This window comes from Paracoccus sp. AK26 (assembly GCF_011801365.1).
GTDB classification, from domain to species: Bacteria; Pseudomonadota; Alphaproteobacteria; order Rhodobacterales; family Rhodobacteraceae; genus Paracoccus; species Paracoccus aerius.
Genome location: NZ_CP041041.1, coordinates 253,242 through 272,899 on the forward strand (window position 1 = coordinate 253,242; position 19,658 = coordinate 272,899).

A 19,658-nucleotide genomic window follows, 5' to 3' on the forward strand; every position below is an offset into this window, starting at 1 on the left:
ATCTAATATGCTAGTTTGCAAGAGTGGTCAATGAGGTGTCGTGATGCCGTCTCCACGAGGTCTGTCGCTGATCGATCTGCCGGTGCTGGACGGCGGGCGGACCCGCACGGTCACCGACCAGATCTTCGAGTTGCTTTACGACCGCGTCGTCAACCTGACCCTGCCGCCGGGCGCCAAGCTGTCCGAGGCCGAGGTGGCGGCCCAGATGGGCGTGTCCCGCCAGCCGGTGCGCGACGCCTTCTACCGGCTGTCGCAACTGGGCTTTATCGAGATCCGGCCGCAACGCGCGACCATCGTGACGCCCATCTCGGAAGAGGCCGTGCTGCAGGCCTATTTCATCCGCGCCGCGCTTGAAGAGGCTTGCATGCGCGTCGCGGTCGACCGCCTGACCGATGATCATTTCGCCGCGCTCGACGGCCTGATCGACCTCCAGGCCGAGGAAATCGCGGCAGGGAACCGAAGGCGGTTCCATGCCCTGGACGACCAGTTCCACCACGACATCTGCACCTTCGCGGGGGTTGAGTTCGTGTGGACCCTGGTCAAGGAAAACAAGGGCCACATGGACCGGGCGCGCTATCTGTCGCTGTCCTATGGCGCCGATACGGCTTTCAAGGAACATCGCGAGATCCTAGGCGCCCTGCGTCGTCGCGACGCCCCGGCAGCCGTCCTGGCAATCCGCCAGCACCTGAGCCGGATCGAGGCGATCATCGCCCGCCTGCGCATCGACCAGCCGCAGGTCTTCGCCTGAGGCCCTGGCCTTCGCCTTGGCGAAAAGATCCTCGGGGGAGTGGCCGTCAGGCCCCCGGGGGCGGACAGCCCCCATCCCGTGTCAGCGGACCTGGAGATTGATCGGCAGGTCGAAGGCGTAGCTGGCATCGGTCAGTTCGGATGGCGCACGGGGGCAGCGCCCAGCACGCTGCGCCGCCTGCACCGCAGCCTGGTCCAGCGCCGCAATGCCGGAGGACCCGGCGACCCCGACCCCCTGGATCGAGCCGCTGCGGGACACCGACAGGCGCAGCGTCACCCGCCCGCCTTCGCGGACCCCGCGCGGCGCCGAGGCGCGGCGGCTGATGCAGGACCGGATCTGGCCGCCCCACTGCGACATCAGGCTGGCCTTCTGCTGCGGGCTTGGGCCGGCGGCGCCGGTGCCGCCCGCGCCCTGGTCGGCGCGGCGGGCTTGCTGCTGCGGCGCAGGCTGTTCCTGGCGGCGCGGTTCCGCCTGACGCTGCGGTTCGGGTTCGCGACGCTGTTCCCGGCGCGGCTCGGCCTGACGAACCGGTTCCGGCTCTCGCTCGGGGCGGCGCTCGGGGCGGGCAGAACTGCTCAGCGCGACGGCCGGCGGGGTTTCCAGTTCCGGCGGCGCGGGCGGAAACAGTTCGGCCATGTCGTCAAGCGGTTCCAGTTCCGGCAGCGGCGGCAGATCCAGGGGTTCCGCCACCTGTTCCGGCTGGAGTTCGGGTTCGGGCTGGGGCTCGGGTTGAACCGGTTCCTCGGCCACCTCCTCCGGCTCGTCCGCCGCCTCCTCGACCGGGGCTATGGCTTCCTCGGCCGGCTCTTCGGCGGGGGCCAGGTCCACGAAGACGGGTTCCGGCAGGCCCGGGGGCGGGGCCCCGGCCTCGGCCCGGTGCATCAGCCACAAGGCACCGCCCAGATGCAGCGCCAGCACCAGGACCGAGGCGCCGCCCCACAGCGCGCCGTCACGGATCATGCTGCCGGCGCGGCCGGTCATTGCCCAGGCTCCGCAGGGGCGGGCGCGGCCCCGGTGGTGGATTCAAGCCCGACAAGAGCGATCTTCAGATAGCCCGTGTCGCGCAGGGTGTTCATGGTCTCCATCAGGTCGCCATAGGCCACTTCGCGGTCGGCACGAAGGAAGATGCGCTGCTCGCGGTCCCCGCCGGTCGCGGTGGCCAGGGCGGCGGCAAGGCCGCCCGGCGCGATGTCCTGGTTGCCAAGCGCCAGCGTCAGGTCGGGCTTGACGGTCACATAGACCGGCTGGTCGGGGCGTTCCGCGGGGGTGGCATTGGACACCGGCAGGTCGACATTCACATCGACCGTCGCCAGCGGCGCGGCGACCATGAAGATGATCAGCAAGACCAGCATCACGTCGATGAAGGGGGTGACGTTGATCTCGTGGTTCTCGACCAGGTCGTCGCCGGTTTCGCGGATCCCGCCTGCCATGGCTCAGCCCTCCTTCGCGACGAGGCCGCGGAAATCCAGGTCGCGGCTGACCAGTTGGCGCACGCCCGCCGCCGCATTGGCAAGGCGCAGGCGATAGCCGGTGATGCCGCGGGCGAAGACGTTGTAGATCACCACGGCCGGAATCGCCGCAACCAGGCCGATGGCGGTTGCCAGCAGCGCCTCGGCGATGCCGGGGGCCACCACGGCCAGGTTCGTGGTCTGAGATTCGGAAATGCCGATGAAGCTGTTCATGATCCCCCAGACGGTCCCGAACAGGCCCACGAAAGGCGCGGTCGACCCGATGGTCGCCAGCACGCCGGTGCCCCGGCCCATGCGACGGCCGGCCACGGCCTCGATCCGCTCAAGCTGGGATTCGACCCGTTCCTTGACGCCGTGGTCGCCCGCGATCTTCAAGGCGGGTTCTGACCTGCGGTATTCGTCGGCGGCCTGGCGGATCATGCGGGACACCGCATCGCGCCGGTTGCCGCTGGCCGCTACGGCGGCATCGAGCGAGCCTGCGCGCTGGATCCGGCGGATGCCCTTTTGGGCGGTCGCGCTTGCACCCCACAGTTCCAGGGCCTTCACCACAAGAACCGTCCAGGTGATGACCGATGCGATGGCAAGGCCGATCATCACAGCCTTGACCACGATATCCGCGGCCCAGAACATCCCCATTGGGGACAGGTCATGGGGCAGGTTCGGATCGCGCGCGGGCGGCGTCAGGATTGGCGCCAGCGCATCCTGCATCGTCTGGGGCAGGAACTCGGCCACCGGCGCAGGCTCGGCTGGCTGGGTCTCCGCTGGCTGGGGCACGGCTGGCTGCGGCGCGGCAGCCGGGGCGGAAGCGGCCGGATCCGCCGTGGTGGCCGGCGGGGCGGCAAGGGGCGCGGGTGCCGCCGGCTGTTCGGCCTGGGACTGGACTTGGGCTTGCGGCGGTGCAGTCGGCGCATCCTGGGCTTGGGCCAGCGGCGCCAGCAGACAGGCCAATGCAAGGGCAAGGGCCGGGCCAGGACGGAACAAAGGCAGGTGGGTCATGGCATTCCTTGGCTTCCTGATCCGCAATCGGCGGATGCGATGCAGTCGACGCAGGGACTCGGACCGTCCCGCAGATTTCGGGCCGGTATCAATCAGCCATGTAAAATTGTCAACTATTCGGACCGCGTTGCGCCCTCATGCGGTCCAATAGGCTGCAAGATGCGCGCGCGAGGCCGGGATCTTCCCGGTGGCGACGGCTTCCTTCAGCGGCGTCAGGCGCGACCGCTCCGTGGCAAACCAGATACCGTCTGCGGCAATCCCATGCCGTTGCAGGATTCGGGCCAGGTCCGCTTCGCCCCGGGGGGCGTGGATCACGCGGATGCCGGGGTGACGGGGCAACGGATAATCCGCCCTTGCGCCGAACAGGTAGCAGTCGCCCGTGCCGTCCGGCGCGGCGGCTTCCAGGATGCGCGCCAGGGCAGGATAGGCGGTCTCGTCACCGCCGATCAGCAAGACCTTTCCCGTGGCGATCCCGCCGCCGCCAGGCCCGGTCAAGCCGACGAGAGTTCCGGGCACTGCCGTTGCGGCAAAGCTGCAGGCCCGTCCGGTGTCGTGGATGAACACATCCGTCTCCAGCCAGCCTGCAGCGGCATCGACATGGCGAACGGTATAGGCGGGCCGGTGCAAGGCCGCTGCGCCCGCAGGCCAGATCGTGCGCCCATCGGGGCCGATCACCGGCCATGACGGCGTGCCTGCCCCCTGGGGCTGCAGGACCAGACGGAAGTGGATCAGGTCGCGGGCAAAGCGCCCCAGATCGTCCCCTTCCAGCCGCAGCCTGATGAAATCCGCCGCGATCCGCTGCGATCCCGCCACGCGGGCAAGGCTGAAGTTCGGCGGATGCGCGCCCGGACGATCAAGCGAGGACCAAGCCGGATCCAGGCCTGCCAGGCTGCCGTCCAGGTGCTGTTCGACCGTTTCGCGCAGTTCGTGCAACCGGTCGCGCGAATGGGCGCGGACGTAAAGGATGCTGCCGGTCGGCCCCATCTTCGCCCCGAACTCGCTGCCGTCGGGCAACTTGCACCAGGTGGACCGGCGGTGGCCATTGTGCAGGTCAAGACCAAGTTCGGCGGCCTTCGAGCGGATCAGGGCATCGATGCGGTCGAAGGGCAGATCGGGCAGCGAGGCCTCGGTCTGGAAGGGGGGCAGGGGATCGTGTCTCATGCGCGGACGGTCCTGGCGGCAGGCAATGGGCGCAAGGATGCGCCCAGATGCCCGCGTCCGCAACCGTCAGCGGCTGGCCACCAAGGCGGCCTTGCCTCCGTTTTCCTGCCGCGCGACAAAGGGAACATGACCCATCCCCCCGCCATCATCCTTGCCGGAGGCCTTGCGACCCGCATGGGCGGCGGCGACAAGTGCCTGCTGGATCTGGCCGGGCAGCCCATGCTGGCCCGGATCATCGACCGGCTGGCGCCGCAATGCGGGCGGGTCGCGCTGAACGCGAATGGCGATCCGGCCCGGTTCGCGGCCTTCGGCCTGCCGGTCCTGCCCGACGGCCTTCCGGATTTTCCGGGACCGTTGGCTGGGATCCTGGCGGGAATGGACTGGGCAGCCCTTGTGGGGGCCGACCGGGTTCTGTCGGTGGCAGGAGACACCCCCTTCTTTCCCGCCGACCTTGCCGAACGCCTTTCCCGCGCCGGCAACGGCATCGTCCTAGCCGCCAGCCGCGACGCCAAGGGTGTGGTCCGCGATCACCCGACCTTCGGGCTGTGGCCCACGGCCCTGCGCGACGATCTGCGCGCCTTTCTGGCAGGGGGCGGGCGCCGGGTGCGCGGCTTTGCGCAGGTGCACGGCGCGGCCACCGCCGCCTGGACATCGGGTCCGGCCGATCCCTTTTTCAACATCAACACGCCGGGGGATCTGGATCTGGCCCGTGCGGCGTTACGAACGCAGATGTGACCAACGGAGCCCATATGCGCAGAACGCTTTCGATCCTTGTCCTGCTGGCAGCGGTGGCTTTTGCCGTCTCGCCCATGCTGTCGAACGGCTTTGGCGGCTATCGGCCCGACCAGTTCCCGATCCCGCAGGCCGATCCGCCGATCCAGCCGGCGGGCTGGGCCTTCTCGATCTGGGGGCTGATCTTCGCCTGGCTGGTGGCCGGATCGGCGTTCGGCGCCTGGAAGCGGCGCGAGGATCCCGACTGGCAGCCGATGCGGCCCGCGCTGCTGGTCAGCCTGGCCCTTGGTGCCTTCTGGATCGAGACCGCGCATCGCACCCCCATCGGCGCCACCGTCCTCATCGTGGCGATGCTGGTGCCGGCGCTGGCGGCCTTTCTGCGCGCGGGGCGGCAGGATGCGGTCTGGCAGGTGCGGCCCGTGGCGCTTTACGCGGGCTGGCTGACGGCGGCGACGGGTGCGTCCTTCGGGCTGGTGGTGGGGGGCTTTGGCGTGATGTCGGAACAGGCGGCGGCGATCCTGTGCCTGCTGGCGGTCACGGGCGCCGCCCTGGCGGTGCAGGCGGCGCGGCCCGGCGAATGGGCCTATCCCGCCGGCGTCATCTGGGCACTGACCGGGATTTTCGTGGCGAACCTGTCGACCGCCAATGTCCCGGTTCTGGCGCTTTCGGCGCTTGCGGTCCTGGTCTTGGGCTGGCGCGCGGCAGGGGGCTATCGCTTGAACCGGGCATAAGCCTCAAGCGCCCGCTGCCGGCCCTGTCCCAGATCGATGGCGGGCAGGGCAGGGGCTTGCGGATCAAAGCCCCAGGCACGGGGCACCGCTGCGGCGAACTCGGGCGTGCCGTCGGCGCCCGGCTTCAGCCAATGGTCCTGGTAGCGCCGCTTTCCGTCGAACTTGGCGGCCTGCCCTTCGGGATTGAAGACCCGGAAATAGGGCGAGGCATCGGGTCCGCAGCCCGCCACCCATTGCCAGTTCATCGCGTTGCTGGCCGGATCCCAGTCGGTCAGGCACCGGGCGAACCAGTCCAGCCCAATCCGCCAGTCCGTCATCAGGTGCTTGACCAGATAGCTGGCGGTGATCATGCGCACGCGGTTGTGCATCCGGCCCGTGGCATACATTTCCCGCATCCCGGCATCGACCATCGCAACGCCGGTCCGGCCCTGCCGCCAGGCCGCGGCATCGGGACTGTCGCCGCGCCAGGGAAAGCGGTTCCAGTCCGGCTTCCAGCAGGACCGGGCCATGTCGGGTGCATCGTCGAACAGGTCGCGGGCAAAATCGCGCCAGGCCAGTTCGCGAAGGAAATCCTCGATCCCGCCCCGGCCGGCGTCCTGCGCGTGCAGCGCCCTGTGCCACAGGCGACGGGCGCTGATTTCCCCAACCGCAAGGGCGTCCGACAGGCCCGAGGTCGCATCTGGGTCGGCCGGCAGGTCGCGGCGCGCGCCATAGCGGGCATCCACGCGGCCCAGAAAGGCCTCCAGCCGGTCGTGCGCCTTGCTTTCCCCGGCCTGGACATGGCGGGCCATGACATCCCAGCCGCGATTCATGGCCGCCCGCGCCTCGGGCCAGTCTAGGCCATCGCTGTGGGGCCAGTCGGCTGGCGGGGACAGGCGCGGTGCGGGCAGGGGCTGGGCGATGGGCGTCTTGCGCAGGGCGCGCCAGAAGGGGGTGAAGACCTTGAAGCGGGTGCCGCCGCCGGTCAGCACGCTGCCGCGCGGGACCAGGTCGGCCAGCGGATGCAGGTGCAGTTGCGCCCCCGCCCCTGCGGCCACCGCATCCAGCCCCGCGTCGCTGGCAAAGGGCGATCCCTGCGTCGCATGGACCGCCCGGGCGCCGCTGTCGCGGATGGCCTGGGCCAGCACGGTGGCCGGATCGCCGCGCCGCACGATCAACCGGCTGCCAGCCCTTCGCAAGCTGGCGTCAAGGTCGGGCAGCGCCATCGCCTGCCGCTGGGCGGATGCGGGGTGGTCCCGCGCCTCGGCCGGGTCCAGGACCACCAGGGGAATCACCGGCCCGTCCTGGGCGGCGGCGACAAGCGCGGGATGGTCGTCCAGCCGCAGCACACGGCGAAACCAGCAGATGACGGTCATGGCTTTCCTTTTGTTTCTTCCCGGCTCACGTCGCTGCGGGGCGGAAAGTTTCACCCCGGCGGATTGTCTGGCCCGCGATGGGTGGTATAGCTGGAAATCCCCGGACGAAAGCCGCCCCGTTGCCTGAACCCGCCCCCTTTCCCGGTTTCGTGTCGCTCGTATCCGCCGGGCCGGGCGATCCTGAGTTGCTGACCCTGAAGGCCGTGGACCGCCTGGCGCGGGCCGATGTGGTGCTGTTCGACGACCTGGCATCCGGGCCGGTGCTGGATCACGCGGGACCGGGGGCCGAACTGATCGCGGTGGGCAAGCGCGCCGGGCGACCCTCGGCCCGGCAGGATCACGTGAACGCGCTGCTGGTCGAACATGCCCTGGCGGGGCGCCGGGTGGTGAGGCTGAAATCGGGCGACGCGGGCTTCTTCGGCCGGTTGGAGGAGGAGCTGGTGGCGCTGGCCCAGGCGGGTATTGGGTTCGAGATCGTGCCCGGCGTCACCTCGGCCAGTGCGGCGGCGGCGGCGGCGGGGATCCCGCTGACCCGGCGGCTGACCGCGCGGCGGGTGCAGTTCATCACCGGGGCGGACGTGACGGGCCAGCTTCCCGGCGACATCAACTGGGCGGCCATCGCCGATCCGGCCGTCACCACCGTGGTGTTCATGGGCCAACGCAGCTTTCCCGAGCTGGCACGCGGCCTGCGTGCCCATGGCCTGCCCGGTGACACGCCCGCGCTGTTCGCGGAATCGGTAGGCCATCCCCACCAGCGGCTGATCCGCACCACGGTGGATGGCATGGCCGCGATGATGGAGGCTTCGGCCGTGTCGCAGCCGGGCCTGATCATCTATGGGCCGCTGGCCTTCGACATCTAAAGATTTCGTTAAAACCTTTGAAAGGCAACCTTTTCCCAAGACGCGGATTAGGGTTCTGTTAGCCAAGGCCCCCGGCGGGCTTTTGGCTGAATCGCGCAACGAACCGACCCGATGATCACTTATCGTCATGTTGTCACCTATGGCACGACGCAGCAACGCTGGCTGTCCAATGTGACCGACCTGGCCCTGGCCCAGACCGGGGGGCAGTGGATGGTATTTGCCGTGAACGCGACGGGCGGCCTGTCCAGCTATCGCATCGGCGATCCCCTGGCCCCCCTGATCCGGGGGCAGGCTGCGGGCTTTCCCGCCAATTTCACCTATCACGCGCAGCCCAGGCTGACGGTGCTGGGCCAGGACGGCAAGACCGCCCTTATGATCGGCGGCATGTCGGGCGCCGGGGTGGCGGGGCTGGTGGTGGATGACAAGGGCAGGCTGGGCAGCTTCGGCCAATTGTTCCCCGCAGACAAGATCGGCGCGAAGCTGTCTGCCAGCAGCCAGATCGTGACGGAGCAAGGCCAGTTCCTGGTTTCGGCCCGTGCCGACCGCCTGACGATCGAGGTGAACCGGATCGATCCGGATGGCCGGCTTTCCCCCGTGTCCTCGGTCGATCTGCCGCAGCCCCAGGGCGTGGCCGAGGCTTCGCTGGACAAGATCGTCATGGCCACCGTGGACGGGCAGCGCCTGCTGGTCGCGATCTCGGGTCTGGGCAACTTCGTCTCGACCCATGCGATCGGCGCGAACGGGATGCTGGGCGCCGGCCATATCCACACCGCAGCCGAGGGAACCGGCTATGATGTCCCGTCCGACTTTGCCGTGCTGCAGGTCGCGGGGCGCAGCTTCGTGGTGATGGCGGGGAACACGTCCTCGTCCTTGTCGGTGTTCCGGCTGGACAAGACCGGCAAGCTGACCGCGACCGATCACGTCCTGGACGAGCTGACGACACGGTTCCAGTCGGTGACGGCGCTTGCCACGGCCGTGGTGGACGGGCGGGGCTATGTGATCGCGGGCGGCGCGGACGGCGGGATCAGCGTCTTCACCCTTCTGCCGGATGGCAGGCTTCTGCACCTGCAGACCATTGTCGACACCAACGCGATGACCCTGGGCCGCGTCAGTGCGATCGAAGCGGTCGTGATCGCGGGCAAGATCGTGCTGCTGGTCACCTCGGCCCGGGAAACCGGGATGACGCAGCTTGTCATCGACCCGGGCGGGATCGGCAAGACCGCCATGGCCGGCGCGGGCGTGGCCGAGGGAACCGATCGCGACGATCTGCTGGTCGCGGCATCGTCCACCACGCAGCTTCGCGGCGGGGCGGGCGACGACATCCTGGTCACCGGCAATGCCAATATCACCCTGTCGGGCGGGAATGGCGCGGATATCTTTGCCGTCACCCGCGTTGACGGCCGCGTTGTGATTTCCGACTTTGAAGCCGGGGTGGACCGCCTGGACCTGTCCATGCTGGGCATGATCCGCAGCACCTGGCAGCTTGCCTTTGCGCCGCAGGCCTGGGGAATGCGGATCGTTTACGGCAATTCGATCCTTGAGATCCGGACGCGCGACGGCAAGGGGCTGGTGCCGTCGGACTTCGGGAACGGCATGTTCCCCATCGCGCATTACACCCTGCCGGCGCTGGACCCGGTCAAGGTCACTCCTCCGCCCAGCACCGTCGGCCAGTGGATCTTCGGGACCGAGCGTGCCGACCAGCTGCTGGGGGCGGGCGGGCCGGATCAGGTGCAGGCAGGCGCGGGCAACGACACCGTCTCGGCCGGGGCCGGCAATGACAGCGTCCAGGGCGGGGACGGCAACGACCTGTTGCGCGGCGGCAGCGGCAATGACCTGCTGCAGGGGCAGGCGGGCCAGGACAGCCTGTTCGGCGATGAGGGCAATGACAGCCTGCTGGGCCAGGACGGGGATGATCTTCTGTATGGCGGACTGGGCGGCGACATCCTGCGCGGGGGCGGTGGCAATGACCGGCTTTATGGCGGGTCCGACAGCGACCGCCTGTTTGGCGAGGCGGGCCATGACACCCTGTCGGGCGAGGATGGCAACGACCACCTGGAGGATCCCGAGGGCAACAACCACCTGCTGGGCGGAGCGGGCAACGACACCCTGATCGCCGGCTTGGGCCTTGATTCGCTGTGGGGGGGTGACGGAGACGACCTGTTGCAGGGTGGCGGCGGGGCCGACGGTCTGGACGGCCAGGCGGGGCAGGACACGCTGTGGGGCGGGGCGGGGGACGACCGGCTTCAGGACCTGTCGGGCCATAACCTGCTGCTGGGCGAGGCGGGCAATGACCAGTTGGCAACCGGTGCCGGCAATGACCGCCTGCGCGGCGGTTCGGGGCGCGACGTGCTGCGCGCGGGCGGCGGCAACGACAGCGTTTTGGGTGACGATGATGACGATCACCTGTTTGGCGAGGATGGGAACGACCTGCTGGACGGAGGGGCCGGTCAGGACCTGCTGGACGGCGGGGCGGGCAATGACCGGCTGGACGGGGGGCAGGGCAACGACACCCTGCAAGGCCAGGGCGGCAATGACACGCTGACCGACCTGTCGGGCGACAACCGACTGATGGGCCATGACGGCAATGACAACCTGCGCGCCGGCGCGGGGTCTGGACTGGCTTTACGGCGGTGCCGGAGACGATTCGCTTTGGGGCGGTTCCGGCGCGGACCGCTTGTGGGGGAATTCCGGCCGAGACAGGATCTGGGGCGAGGATGGCAATGACATCCTCGAGGATCTGCTGGGCCATAACCTGCTGGACGGGGGTGCCGGCAATGACCGCCTGCTGGCAGGCAACGGGAACGACACGCTGCGCGGCGGGGCGGGACAGGATCTGCTGCGGGGTGGCGGTGGAACGGACATCCTTGACGGGGGATCGGGCAACGACACGCTGTGGGGCGACGTGGGCAACGACCGGCTGACCGATCTGTCCGGCAGCAACATCCTGCGGGGCGGCGCCGGAAACGACCTCCTGACCGCCGGGGCAGGCAGGGACGCGCTGTGGGGCGACGGCGGGAACGATACCATGGCCGGAGGCGGGGGCCATGATACGCTGCGCGGCGGGTCGGGCAACGACCGCCTGCTGGGCCAAGCCGGAAACGACAGCCTGTGGGGCGACGGGGGCGACGACCTCGTTTCTGGCGGATCAGGCAATGATACCGTCCTGGGCGGGCTTGGCGCCGACAGGCTGTGGGGGGAGGTGGGAAACGACCTGCTGCAAGGCGGCGATCATCGCGACCGGTTGTGGGGGGGAACGGGCCGGGACACGCTGGTCGGTGGCGGCGGCAGCGACCTGATCTGGGGCGGCGCCGGGGCAGACGTGTTCCGCTTTCTCAAGACCAGCGACAGCAGCCGTGCCGCGCCCGATCTGATCCACGACTTCCGGGCGAACTCGGACCACCTGGACCTGCGCGCTCTGAAGCTGCGCTATATCGACGATGCCGGTTTCAGTGGCGCCCGGCAGGTCCGCTGGGATCATGTCGGATCCGAGACGCGGGTGATGGCCGACCTGAACGGCGACGGACGACCCGATTTCGTGCTGCGGATGCTGGGCCACCTGGACCTGGATCGCGGCGACTTCCTGTTGTGACGGCTCAGCCCTCGGCCAACCGCCCCATCGCCCACCGCGCCGCATCGGCCACGGCGGGATCCGGGTCGCCCGTCAGCCCCCGCGCCAGTTCCGCCAGCGACGGATCGCCCGAGTTCCCGATCGCATAAAGCACGTTGCGTACGAAGCGGTCGCGCCCGATGCGTTTGATCGGGCTGCCGGAAAAGCGCGCGCGGAAGCCCGCATCGTCCAGCACCGCCAGCTCGGCCAAGGGCGGCGCGCCGACGATGCCGCGATAGCGCATTTCGGACCCGGCCTGGGCGAACTTGTTCCAGGGGCAGACGGCCAGGCAATCGTCGCAGCCATAGATGCGGTTGCCCATCAGGGGGCGCAGTTCGGGATCGACCGGACCCTTGTGCTCGATCGTCAGGTAGGAAATGCAACGCCGCGCGTCCAACTGATAGGGCGCGGGAAAGGCGCCGGTCGGGCAGGCGTCAAGACAGGCGCGGCAGGATCCGCAATGGGAAATCTCGGGCGCATCCGGGGGCAGGGCGGCGGTCGTGAAGATCGAGCCCAGGAAGAACCAGCTTCCCAGATCGCGCGACAGAAGATTGGTGTGCTTGCCCTGCCAGCCCAGCCCCGCCGCCTGCGCCAGCGGCTTTTCCATCACCGGCGCGGTATCGACGAAGACCTTGATCTGCTGGCCCGGGACCTGTGCCAGCAGCCAGCGGCCAAGCTGCTTCAAGCGCTTCTTGACCAAGTCGTGGTAATCGCGGCCCTGGGCATAGACACTGATCGCCGCGCGGTCGGTCTGGTCCAGCACGCCTAGCGGATCATGGTCCGGCGTGTAAAGCTCGGCCAGCATGATGACCGACCTGGCCTCGGGCCACAGTGCGGCCGGATTGCCGCGCCAATGCGCCCGCTCGGACATCCAGGCCATTTGCCCCTGCCGCCCGGCCTCCAGAAACTGCTGCAACCGTTCTGCCACCTCCGGCACAGCATCCGGCGTCGTGACCCGCATCCGCGAAAACCCGGCCGCCTGGGCCTCGGCCGCCAGACGCTCTTTCACTTTGGCATAAATATCCTCGGGGGGGTGAAACGCGCCCGGGAAAAGGTCCGGTGGACCTTTTCCAGCGGCGAACGCCTGCCGCCCTGCGGCAGGCTGGGGGGGCGAAGCGCCCCCGGCCTTATCCGAAGTCAAGCTCGGCATAGTGGGGGGCCGGGTGGATCCCCGGAACCTGGTCGGCCAGGATCGACCGGAAGGCCGGACGCGACTTGATCGTCGCATACCAGTCGCGCAAGGATTCCGACCGGTCCCAGTCCACGTCCGAGATATAGTCGAGGCAGGAAAAATGCGCGGCAGCCGTGAAATCGGCCAGCGACAGGCTGTTCCCGGCCAGCCAGCGGCGGGTTTCCAGCAGCGTGGTCAGATAGTCGATATGCTCCTTGATGGCGCGCAGGCCCTCCTTGACCACGCGGCTGTCCGGATAGCCCTGCCGGGTGACCTTCTTCCACACCCGCTCGGTCAGGATGGGGACCGTCACCTCGGTGTTGAACTTGTCGTCGAACCAGGCGCAGAGCCGGCGCACCTCGTGGCGTTCCAGCGGCGTGGGGGGCATCAGCGCGGGAGAGGGCACGGCCTCGTCCAGGTATTCGATGATCGCCTGGCTTTCGGCCAGCATGTTGCCGCGGTGGCGCAGGACCGGCAGCTTGCCGGCGGGATTGCGCCGCTTCAGGTCGGGCGGACTTTCCCAATAACGCTCCTCGACCAGCTCGACCTCGATCTTCTTCTCGGCCAGGACCAGCCGGACCTTGCGGCAGAAAGGTGACAGCGCCGTGTGATAAAGCCGCGTGGTCTGGGTGTTGCTGTTCATCGCCTGCTTCAAGAATCCCTGCTTCGCAATCCGGCCTTGATAAGCCTGCCCCCGCCGCGTTTCAACCGGCGCGGGCAGCAGCGAAGCAATCGGCGCGTCCGTCGCGCTGAATGGTGGCCGCCCCGTCGGCAATCGCGCGCGACCGGTTCGAGGCCCGGTTGACGCCGCGCGTCTTGGGCGAGGGCAGCACGGCGGCAAGCCGCGCCGCCTGCACGGGCGTCAGCTTGTCTGGCGTGGTGCCGAAGTATTCCCGCGCCGCCGCCTTGATCCCGAAGATGCCCGGCCCGAACTCGGCCACGTTCAGATAGACCTCAAGGATGCGGCGCTTGGACCAGAAGGCCTCGATCATCGGCGTGAAGGCGGTTTCCAGCACCTTTCGGGTCCAGCTTCGCCCCTGCCACAGAAAGACGTTCTTGGCCGTCTGCTGGGTCAGCGTCGACGCCCCCCGCGTCGATCCCGAGGCAACGACCTTGCGGATCTCGACCATGTCGAAGCCCCAGTGCAGGCAGAAGTTCGCGTCCTCGGCCGCGACCACCGACCGGCGCATCGCAGGCGAGATGTCCTCGAGGTTCACCCAGGCCCGCGGCGCGGTCGCCTCGGAGGCGATGGTCCAGGTCGTGGGCGGGTTGACCAGGGCATAGAACATCACCAGCCCCAGCATCAGCGCCAGGAAACGCAGTGCCAGCCACCGCGTCCAGATCAGCAGCCGCCGCAGGGGACGCCAGCGGACCGGGCGCATCTCCGACGCGGGATCGTCGGCGGGCGGGCTGAAGAGGATGCGCAGGACCATGCGCCGCCCTGTCTCATGCGGCCCCGGCTTGCGTCAAGCGCCCGCGGCCGGGGGCACCACCGGCGGCACGGACGCGGCATTGCCAGACAGGGCGTCGCGCAGCCGGTCCTCGTCCTGTTGCGACAGCGAGGTCTTCAGGACCCGGCCCCGGTGGTGGAAGGATTGCAGCCGGTCCAGCACCTTGTCCGCCGTCATCTTGCGCAGCAGCACGAAGACCGCCGACCCGCCCGGCGGCAGGGATCGCGCCGTGTCGCGCATGAAGTCGTCGTTGATGCCCACGTCCGACAGCTTGCCCGCAAGCGCCCCCGAGGCCGCCCCCACCGCCGCCCCGATCAATGGATTCAGGAAGATCAGCCCGATGAAGGTGCCCCAGAAGCCCCCGCCAAGCGCGCCCGCCGCCGTCAGGTTGATGGCCTGGTGCAGCTTGATGTCGTCCTCGGCCGGGCGGGTGACGACAACCGCGTCCTCCATCTCGATCAGGTATTCGGATTGCACCTTCACCAGTTCGGCCCGCAGTTCGAATCCGGTGGCCTCGTCGTCGAAGGCGATGACGATCAGTTCCGACATGGCTTTCTCCTTTTTTCCAGCCCATCGCGCGTCCAATGAACAGGACAGCCCAGGCTTTCGCCAATGTGAAGCACAAAGCCACGATGCCGCTTGAAAATCGGCCGGATGCTGCGCCATATCGGCCCAGTCGCAACGATGGGCCTGCCCCGGGATGAGAGTTCTTGCCACAGTCATGCTGATGGTGTCGCTTTTGGCGATGTCCGTCACCGTGGCGGGTGCCCAGATCACCCGGCCGCCCTGCAGCGCGCAGATCCGCGCCGATGACATGTGCTATGCGGCAGCGCTGCCCGACGCCAGGTCCGAGACATCCAAGAAATCCGGCATCTGCTTTGTCTGCCTGGCGCCGTCCCAGGATGATGCCAAGGCCGTGCGGCCCCAGTCCCGCCTGCAGATGACCTTCGGGGCTGTTGTGGCGACCGACGCGCGCCGCCTGGCGCCCTGGCGTCCGCCCCAGGCCTGATCCCCGATTTCGAAGCACCGCCTGAACCTGCCCCCATGGGGCGAACACCGAGTTTCCTTGCGCCGGGGTCCGGCTGCAAGACGAATGGGATCAACGACCATGTCCGATTACAACACCACCAACACCCGCCTGATCATTCCCGGCCTGCAGAGCCTTTATGCCGCCGTCGCGCCGCTGACGGTCCTTTACATGCGCGTCATCTGCGGCGCGGCCTTCATGGTCCATGGCTTTCCCAAGATCATGAACCCGATGGGTGCCGTCGGGATGGTCGAGGGACTGGGCTTCACGCCCGGCTGGCTGTGGTCGCCGCTTCTGGCGGGGACCGAGTTCCTTGGCGGCCTGCTTCTGGTCCTGGGCCTTTTGACCCGCCCGGCCGCCGTCGCGACATCGATCGTCCTGTGCGTGACCACCTATTTCCACTGGGTTGTCCAGGCCGAGGGATTCGCTGGGGCCGAGAAGTCGCTGCTGTGGCTGGGCCTGACGCTGTATTTCGCCGCGCATGGCGGTGGCCGGCTGTCGCTGGACCGCGCCTGGGGCAAGCAGTTCTGACAAGGCCTACGACAGCAGGGGCGGGCTTGTCCCGCCCCGAGCCAGGCTTGCTGCCAAGTTTCCACAAGTAAAAAGCCCCCGGAAAACCGAAGCTTTCCGGGGGCTTTTTATGGTGCCCAGAAGAGGACTCGAACCTCCACGCCTTGCGGCACACGGACCTGAACCGTGCGCGTCTACCAATTCCGCCATCTGGGCCAACTGGTGTGAGCGGCTGATTAAAGGCAGCCGCAGGGGGCGTCAATGGGGGTCTGACAGAAATCTGTCGAAAATCTGCCGCGCCATCCTGCCGCAGCCGCAATGGCCCGCCCCGCGCCTTGTCGCGCGGCCCGCGCTTGGATATGGAACCACCAGACATCGGCATGAAGGAGGCGAGACGCCCATGGCGAAACTGGTCACGATCTATGGCGGGTCCGGCTTTGTCGGCCGGCACATCGCCCGGCAGATGGCCAAGCGCGGCTGGCGCGTGCGCATCGCCGTCCGCCGCCCGGACGAGGCGCTGTTCACCCGCACCTATGGCGCGGTGGGCCAGGTCCAGCCGATCCTGTGCAATATCCGCGACGACCTGTCGGTTCGCGCGGCCATGGTGGGCGCGGACGCGGTCGTGAACTGCGTCAACATCCTGGCCCCCAAGGGCAAGAGCACCTTTCAGGCCGTCTTCGAACAAGGGGCCGAACGTATCGCCCGCCTGTCGGTCGAGATGGGCGTGGACCGGGTGGTCCATATATCCGGCCTTGGCGTCGATCCGGGATCGGACAGCCCCTATATCGCCAGCAAGGCACGAGGCGAATCGGCGGTGCTGAAGCATCGGCCCGATGCCGTGATCCTGCGTCCCTCGGTCATCTTCGGTCAGGGCGACAATTTCTATAACCGCTTTGCCGCCATGACCCGCTTTGGTCCGGTCCTGCCGATCGTGGGGGGCAAGACGCGCTTGCAGCCGGTCTTCGTCGACGACGTGGCCCTGGCCGCCGTCAAGGGCGCGACCGGAGAGGCGGCGCCCGGCATCTATGAACTGGGCGGGCCGGATGTGCTGACTGTCCGGCAGGTGGTCGAGCAGGTGCTGAAGTCGACGATGCGCCGGCGCGGCGTGGTGAACCTGCCCTTCTGGGGGGCGGGCATCGGCGCAGGGGTGCTGGGTGTCCTGCAGTTCCTGACCGGCGGGCTGTTCACGAACACGATCCTGACGCGCGACCAACTTGCGCTGCTGCGCGCCGACAATGTCGTCTCGCCCGCAGCGCGCGGCTTTGCCGAGCTTGGCATCCAGCCCGTGGCGGCCGAGGCGGTGATCGACGACTATCTGTGGCGCTTCCGTCCCTCGGGTCAGTATGACGCGATCAAGCAGTCGGCCAAGAACCTGCGCGCAGACTGATGGAACACAACACGATCGTTGCCGCGGTTCTCGGGATCCTCGAGGGCCTGACCGAGTTCATTCCGGTGTCCTCGACCGGACATATCCTGCTGGCGGGGCATTTCCTGGGCTTCGATTCGCCCGGTCGCAGCTTCGAGGTGCTGATCCAACTGGGCGCGCTGCTGGCGATCCTGGGCATCTATTCCGCGCGGATCGTCGAAGTTCTGACTTCGGCCCCCCATGATCCGGCCGCCCGCCGCTTTGTCGGGGCGGTGCTGCTGGCCTTCCTGCCCGCCGTGGCGATCGGCGTCCTGGCCCATGGCTTTATCAAGACGGTGCTGTTCGAGACGCCCGTCCTGATCGCGGTGATGCTGATCCTGGGCGGCATAGTGCTGCTGTGGGTGGATCGCCGCGCCACCCATCCGGTCTATGCCCGGGCCGAGGATTTTCCCTTGTCGGTCGCCTTCAAGATCGGCCTGTTCCAGTGCCTGGCGATGATCCCCGGTGTTTCACGCTCGGGTGCGACTATCGTGGGCGGTCTGCTTTTGGGCGCGGACAAGCGGTCGGCGGCAGAGTTTTCCTTTTTCCTGGCAATGCCCACGATGTTGGGGGCCTTCACGCTGGACCTGCTGAAGAACCGCGACCTTCTGGACGCAAGCGCCTTGGGCAATATCGCCATCGGCTTCATTGCGGCCTTGCTGACGGCGCTGATCGTGGTCCGCTGGCTGCTGGGCTATGTCTCGCAGCATGGCTATGCCTTGTTCGGCTGGTGGCGCATTGCAGTCGGGATCATAGCTTTGCTGGGGATTTGGGCAGGTTGGTAACGCGTCCTGACCTATTCTTGTGACCTTGAGCGAACTTTTTTCAGCATCAAGGAAGAAATATGGGTATTAGGTCAGCATAGCTGACTTTTAATGTCGATAGCCCTGGTTTACTGCGTTTGCGGAAGTTCCTGTTATTGGAAGGTCGCGCAGCCATGGCCACGCAAAACATGCTCAAGTTCGTCTCGACCCCGCGCGAGATGCCCGAAAAACGTCCGGCGACCGAACGCAGCGAAGACTTCCACGAGATTTACCGCGAATTTGCCAGGGCCAAGGCCGCCGAACAGGCCAGCCGGTGCAGCCAGTGCGGCGTGCCTTATTGCCAAAGCCACTGCCCGCTTCACAACAACATCCCCGACTGGCTGCGCCTGACCGCCGAGGGGCGTCTGTTCGAGGCCTGGCAGGTCAGCCAGGCGACCAGCACCCTTCCCGAGATTTGCGGCCGCATCTGCCCCCAGGACCGGTTGTGCGAAGGCAACTGCGTGATCGAGCAGTCGGGCCACGGCACCGTCACCATCGGCGCGATCGAGAAATACATCAACGACGTCGCCTGGGAAGAAGGCTGGATCAAGTCCGTCCAGCCAGTCCAGGAACGCGCCGAATCGATCGGCATCATCGGTGCCGGTCCCGGCGGCCTGTCCGCGGCCCACATGCTGCGCGCGCGGGGGTTCCAGGTGACGGTCTATGACCGCTATGACCGCGCGGGCGGGCTGATGACCTATGGCATCCCCGGCTTCAAGCTGGAAAAGGACGTAGTCATGCGCCGCAACCAATGGTTGGCGGACAGCGGCGTCGAGTTCGTCCTGAACTGCAATGTCGGCCAGGACATCAGCTTTGACGCGATCCGCGGCAAGCATGATGCCGTGCTGATCGCCACGGGCGTCTACAAGACCCGCGACCTGGACATCGACAACGCCAATGCGGGCGGGGTGGTGCGAGCCATCGACTATCTGACCGCATCCAACAAGGTCGAGTTCGGCGACGAGGTGCCGGACTTCGAGGATGGCGAGTTGAACGCCCGCGGCAAGCGCGTGGTCGTGATCGGCGGCGGCGACACTGCGATGGATTGCGTGCGCACCGCGATCCGCCAGGGCGCCTTGTCGGTGAAATGCCTGTATCGCCGCGACCGCGCCAACATGCCGGGTTCGCAGCGCGAGGTGCAGAATGCCGAGGAAGAAGGCGTCGATTTTGTCTGGATGTCCGCGCCCGGCAAGTTCATCGGCCATGTGACCGGCGACTTTGCCGCCAACCAGGAAGCCGACGTGGACGGTCCGGTGCGCGCGGTGACGCAGATCGCGCAGGTCAGCATCCAGAAGATGCGCCTTGGCGCGCCGGACGTGTCGGGCCGCCAGTCGCCCGAACTGATCGAGGGCGCCGATTACGACGAACCCGCCGACCTCGTCATCAAGGCCCTGGGCTTCGAGCCCGAGGATCTGCCGAAACTGTGGGGCGTGGACGGGCTGGAGGTCACCCGCTGGGGCACAATCAAGGCCAATTTCCAGACCCACCAGACCAGCCTGCCCGGCGTTTTCGCCGTGGGCGACATCGTGCGCGGCGCGTCCCTTGTCGTCTGGGCGATCCGCGACGGCCGCGAGGCCGCCGAATCCATTGCCGGTTTCCTCACCGGCGAAGCCCGCGTCGCGGCGGAATAGG

General features: G+C 67.9%; 20 protein-coding genes and 1 tRNA gene. 11 read left to right on the forward strand and 10 right to left on the reverse strand.

Annotated features, from left to right (window positions below; genetic code table 11):
- The first annotated feature begins 43 nt into the window (after positions 1 to 43).
- Positions 44 to 748 carry a GntR family transcriptional regulator gene (locus tag FIU66_RS01165; RefSeq protein ID WP_167621003.1) on the forward strand — a complete coding sequence of 235 codons (705 nt, stop codon included), beginning with the start codon at positions 44 to 46 and terminating at the stop codon, positions 746 to 748.
- A gap of 81 nt (positions 749 to 829) precedes the next feature.
- Here FIU66_RS01165 and FIU66_RS01170 read toward each other — a convergent pair whose 3' ends face one another.
- The 4 genes from FIU66_RS01170 to FIU66_RS01185 form a co-directional block, all read right to left on the reverse strand.
- A complete protein-coding gene (locus tag FIU66_RS01170; protein WP_240544710.1) occupies positions 830 to 1,708 on the reverse strand; it encodes a TonB family protein in 879 nt (292 codons plus the stop codon).
- Between the two features lie 17 nt (positions 1,709 to 1,725).
- Entirely contained in the window at positions 1,726 to 2,178 is a 453-nt protein-coding gene (gene exbD / locus FIU66_RS01175; protein ID WP_167621005.1) for a TonB system transport protein ExbD, read from the reverse strand.
- Between the two features lie 3 nt (positions 2,179 to 2,181).
- A complete protein-coding gene (exbB, locus tag FIU66_RS01180; RefSeq protein WP_167621006.1) occupies positions 2,182 to 3,213 on the reverse strand; it encodes a tonB-system energizer ExbB in 1,032 nt (343 codons plus the stop codon).
- A 135-nt stretch (positions 3,214 to 3,348) separates the two neighbouring features.
- Complete coding sequence (locus FIU66_RS01185; protein WP_167621007.1) at positions 3,349 to 4,374, reverse strand: siderophore-interacting protein; 1,026 nt, start codon at positions 4,372 to 4,374, stop codon at positions 3,349 to 3,351.
- A gap of 126 nt (positions 4,375 to 4,500) precedes the next feature.
- Here FIU66_RS01185 and mobA point away from each other — a divergent pair, with 126 nt between their 5' ends.
- Together mobA and FIU66_RS01195 are read left to right on the forward strand one after the other, a co-directional pair.
- Positions 4,501 to 5,109 (forward strand): molybdenum cofactor guanylyltransferase MobA, encoded by a 609-nt coding sequence (gene mobA, locus FIU66_RS01190; RefSeq protein ID WP_167621008.1) that lies wholly within the window; start codon positions 4,501 to 4,503, stop codon positions 5,107 to 5,109.
- A 14-nt stretch (positions 5,110 to 5,123) separates the two neighbouring features.
- A complete protein-coding gene (locus tag FIU66_RS01195) occupies positions 5,124 to 5,837 on the forward strand; it encodes a tryptophan-rich sensory protein (RefSeq protein WP_167621009.1) in 714 nt (237 codons plus the stop codon).
- On the opposite strand, the gene FIU66_RS01200 is transcribed toward FIU66_RS01195, so the two are convergent.
- On the reverse strand, positions 5,816 to 7,192 hold the full coding sequence (locus tag FIU66_RS01200; protein ID WP_167621010.1) for a deoxyribodipyrimidine photo-lyase: 1,377 nt from the start codon (positions 7,190 to 7,192) through the stop codon (positions 5,816 to 5,818). The genes FIU66_RS01195 and FIU66_RS01200 overlap by 22 nt on opposite strands.
- Positions 7,193 to 7,311: 119 nt before the next feature.
- Between FIU66_RS01200 and cobA the strand changes: the two genes are divergently transcribed.
- From cobA to FIU66_RS18300, 3 genes are all read left to right on the forward strand, one after another.
- Positions 7,312 to 8,052: a uroporphyrinogen-III C-methyltransferase gene (gene cobA, locus FIU66_RS01205; RefSeq protein ID WP_240544711.1), complete on the forward strand. Its 741-nt coding sequence runs from the start codon at positions 7,312 to 7,314 to the stop codon at positions 8,050 to 8,052.
- 111 nt (positions 8,053 to 8,163) lie between these two features.
- Complete coding sequence (locus FIU66_RS18295; protein WP_167621012.1) at positions 8,164 to 10,776, forward strand: calcium-binding protein; 2,613 nt, start codon at positions 8,164 to 8,166, stop codon at positions 10,774 to 10,776.
- Complete coding sequence (locus FIU66_RS18300) at positions 10,664 to 11,641, forward strand: calcium-binding protein (protein ID WP_304611213.1); 978 nt, start codon at positions 10,664 to 10,666, stop codon at positions 11,639 to 11,641. Before FIU66_RS18295 ends, FIU66_RS18300 begins: the two co-directional genes overlap by 113 nt.
- 4 nt (positions 11,642 to 11,645) lie before the next feature.
- Here the strand turns inward: FIU66_RS18300 and queG are convergent, their stop codons facing one another.
- From queG to FIU66_RS01235, 4 genes are all read right to left on the reverse strand, one after another.
- Positions 11,646 to 12,668: a tRNA epoxyqueuosine(34) reductase QueG gene (queG, locus tag FIU66_RS01220; RefSeq protein ID WP_255432294.1), complete on the reverse strand. Its 1,023-nt coding sequence runs from the start codon at positions 12,666 to 12,668 to the stop codon at positions 11,646 to 11,648.
- Positions 12,669 to 12,786: 118 nt separating this feature from the next.
- On the reverse strand, positions 12,787 to 13,473 hold the full coding sequence (locus FIU66_RS01225; RefSeq protein WP_167621014.1) for a glutathione S-transferase family protein: 687 nt from the start codon (positions 13,471 to 13,473) through the stop codon (positions 12,787 to 12,789).
- Positions 13,474 to 13,534: 61 nt separating this feature from the next.
- Entirely contained in the window at positions 13,535 to 14,263 is a 729-nt protein-coding gene (gene mtgA, locus FIU66_RS01230; RefSeq protein WP_167621015.1) for a monofunctional biosynthetic peptidoglycan transglycosylase, read from the reverse strand.
- Between the two features lie 33 nt (positions 14,264 to 14,296).
- A complete protein-coding gene (locus FIU66_RS01235; protein ID WP_167621016.1) occupies positions 14,297 to 14,830 on the reverse strand; it encodes a DUF1269 domain-containing protein in 534 nt (177 codons plus the stop codon).
- A 172-nt stretch (positions 14,831 to 15,002) separates the two neighbouring features.
- Between FIU66_RS01235 and FIU66_RS01240 the strand changes: the two genes are divergently transcribed.
- Both FIU66_RS01240 and FIU66_RS01245 read left to right on the forward strand, forming a co-directional pair.
- The gene (locus tag FIU66_RS01240; RefSeq protein WP_167621017.1) at positions 15,003 to 15,290 is read left to right on the forward strand and encodes a hypothetical protein; all 288 of its coding nucleotides are present in this window, start codon (positions 15,003 to 15,005) and stop codon (positions 15,288 to 15,290) included.
- Between the two features lie 84 nt (positions 15,291 to 15,374).
- Positions 15,375 to 15,839 carry a DoxX family protein gene (locus FIU66_RS01245; RefSeq protein WP_240544712.1) on the forward strand — a complete coding sequence of 155 codons (465 nt, stop codon included), beginning with the start codon at positions 15,375 to 15,377 and terminating at the stop codon, positions 15,837 to 15,839.
- Positions 15,840 to 15,949: 110 nt separating this feature from the next.
- Here the strand turns inward: FIU66_RS01245 and FIU66_RS01250 are convergent.
- Positions 15,950 to 16,034: transfer RNA gene (locus FIU66_RS01250), tRNA-Leu, on the reverse strand.
- A gap of 184 nt (positions 16,035 to 16,218) precedes the next feature.
- On the opposite strand from FIU66_RS01250, the gene FIU66_RS01255 reads away from it, so the two are divergent.
- From FIU66_RS01255 to FIU66_RS01265, 3 genes are all read left to right on the forward strand, one after another.
- The gene (locus FIU66_RS01255) at positions 16,219 to 17,205 is read left to right on the forward strand and encodes a complex I NDUFA9 subunit family protein (RefSeq protein WP_167621019.1); all 987 of its coding nucleotides are present in this window, start codon (positions 16,219 to 16,221) and stop codon (positions 17,203 to 17,205) included.
- Positions 17,202 to 18,008 (forward strand): undecaprenyl-diphosphate phosphatase, encoded by an 807-nt coding sequence (locus FIU66_RS01260; protein ID WP_201281103.1) that lies wholly within the window; start codon positions 17,202 to 17,204, stop codon positions 18,006 to 18,008. Before FIU66_RS01255 ends, FIU66_RS01260 begins: the two co-directional genes overlap by 4 nt.
- A gap of 152 nt (positions 18,009 to 18,160) precedes the next feature.
- The gene (locus tag FIU66_RS01265) at positions 18,161 to 19,657 is read left to right on the forward strand and encodes an NAD(P)-dependent oxidoreductase (protein ID WP_167621021.1); all 1,497 of its coding nucleotides are present in this window, start codon (positions 18,161 to 18,163) and stop codon (positions 19,655 to 19,657) included.
- Position 19,658: the final 1 nt, after the last annotated feature.

What these genes read in the sequence shown, in the direction of transcription:
- FIU66_RS01245 (WP_240544712.1), top strand. Translation starts at nt 15,375, where the DNA reads ATGGGATCAACGACCATGTCCGATTACAACACCACCAACACCCGCCTG.
- mtgA (WP_167621015.1), bottom strand. Translation starts at nt 14,263, where the DNA reads ATGGTCCTGCGCATCCTCTTCAGCCCGCCCGCCGACGATCCCGCGTCG.
- FIU66_RS01200 (WP_167621010.1), bottom strand. Translation starts at nt 7,192, where the DNA reads ATGACCGTCATCTGCTGGTTTCGCCGTGTGCTGCGGCTGGACGACCAT.
- FIU66_RS01265 (WP_167621021.1), top strand. Translation starts at nt 18,161, where the DNA reads ATGGCCACGCAAAACATGCTCAAGTTCGTCTCGACCCCGCGCGAGATG.
- FIU66_RS01195 (WP_167621009.1), top strand. Translation starts at nt 5,124, where the DNA reads ATGCGCAGAACGCTTTCGATCCTTGTCCTGCTGGCAGCGGTGGCTTTT.
- FIU66_RS01235 (WP_167621016.1), bottom strand. Translation starts at nt 14,830, where the DNA reads ATGTCGGAACTGATCGTCATCGCCTTCGACGACGAGGCCACCGGATTC.
- exbD (WP_167621005.1), bottom strand. Translation starts at nt 2,178, where the DNA reads ATGGCAGGCGGGATCCGCGAAACCGGCGACGACCTGGTCGAGAACCAC.
- FIU66_RS01165 (WP_167621003.1), top strand. Translation starts at nt 44, where the DNA reads ATGCCGTCTCCACGAGGTCTGTCGCTGATCGATCTGCCGGTGCTGGAC.
- FIU66_RS01225 (WP_167621014.1), bottom strand. Translation starts at nt 13,473, where the DNA reads ATGAACAGCAACACCCAGACCACGCGGCTTTATCACACGGCGCTGTCA.
- FIU66_RS01255 (WP_167621019.1), top strand. Translation starts at nt 16,219, where the DNA reads ATGGCGAAACTGGTCACGATCTATGGCGGGTCCGGCTTTGTCGGCCGG.
- FIU66_RS01185 (WP_167621007.1), bottom strand. Translation starts at nt 4,374, where the DNA reads ATGAGACACGATCCCCTGCCCCCCTTCCAGACCGAGGCCTCGCTGCCC.
- FIU66_RS01240 (WP_167621017.1), top strand. Translation starts at nt 15,003, where the DNA reads ATGCTGATGGTGTCGCTTTTGGCGATGTCCGTCACCGTGGCGGGTGCC.
- mobA (WP_167621008.1), top strand. Translation starts at nt 4,501, where the DNA reads ATGACCCATCCCCCCGCCATCATCCTTGCCGGAGGCCTTGCGACCCGC.
- FIU66_RS18295 (WP_167621012.1), top strand. Translation starts at nt 8,164, where the DNA reads ATGATCACTTATCGTCATGTTGTCACCTATGGCACGACGCAGCAACGC.
- FIU66_RS01170 (WP_240544710.1), bottom strand. Translation starts at nt 1,708, where the DNA reads ATGATCCGTGACGGCGCGCTGTGGGGCGGCGCCTCGGTCCTGGTGCTG.
- exbB (WP_167621006.1), bottom strand. Translation starts at nt 3,213, where the DNA reads ATGACCCACCTGCCTTTGTTCCGTCCTGGCCCGGCCCTTGCCCTTGCA.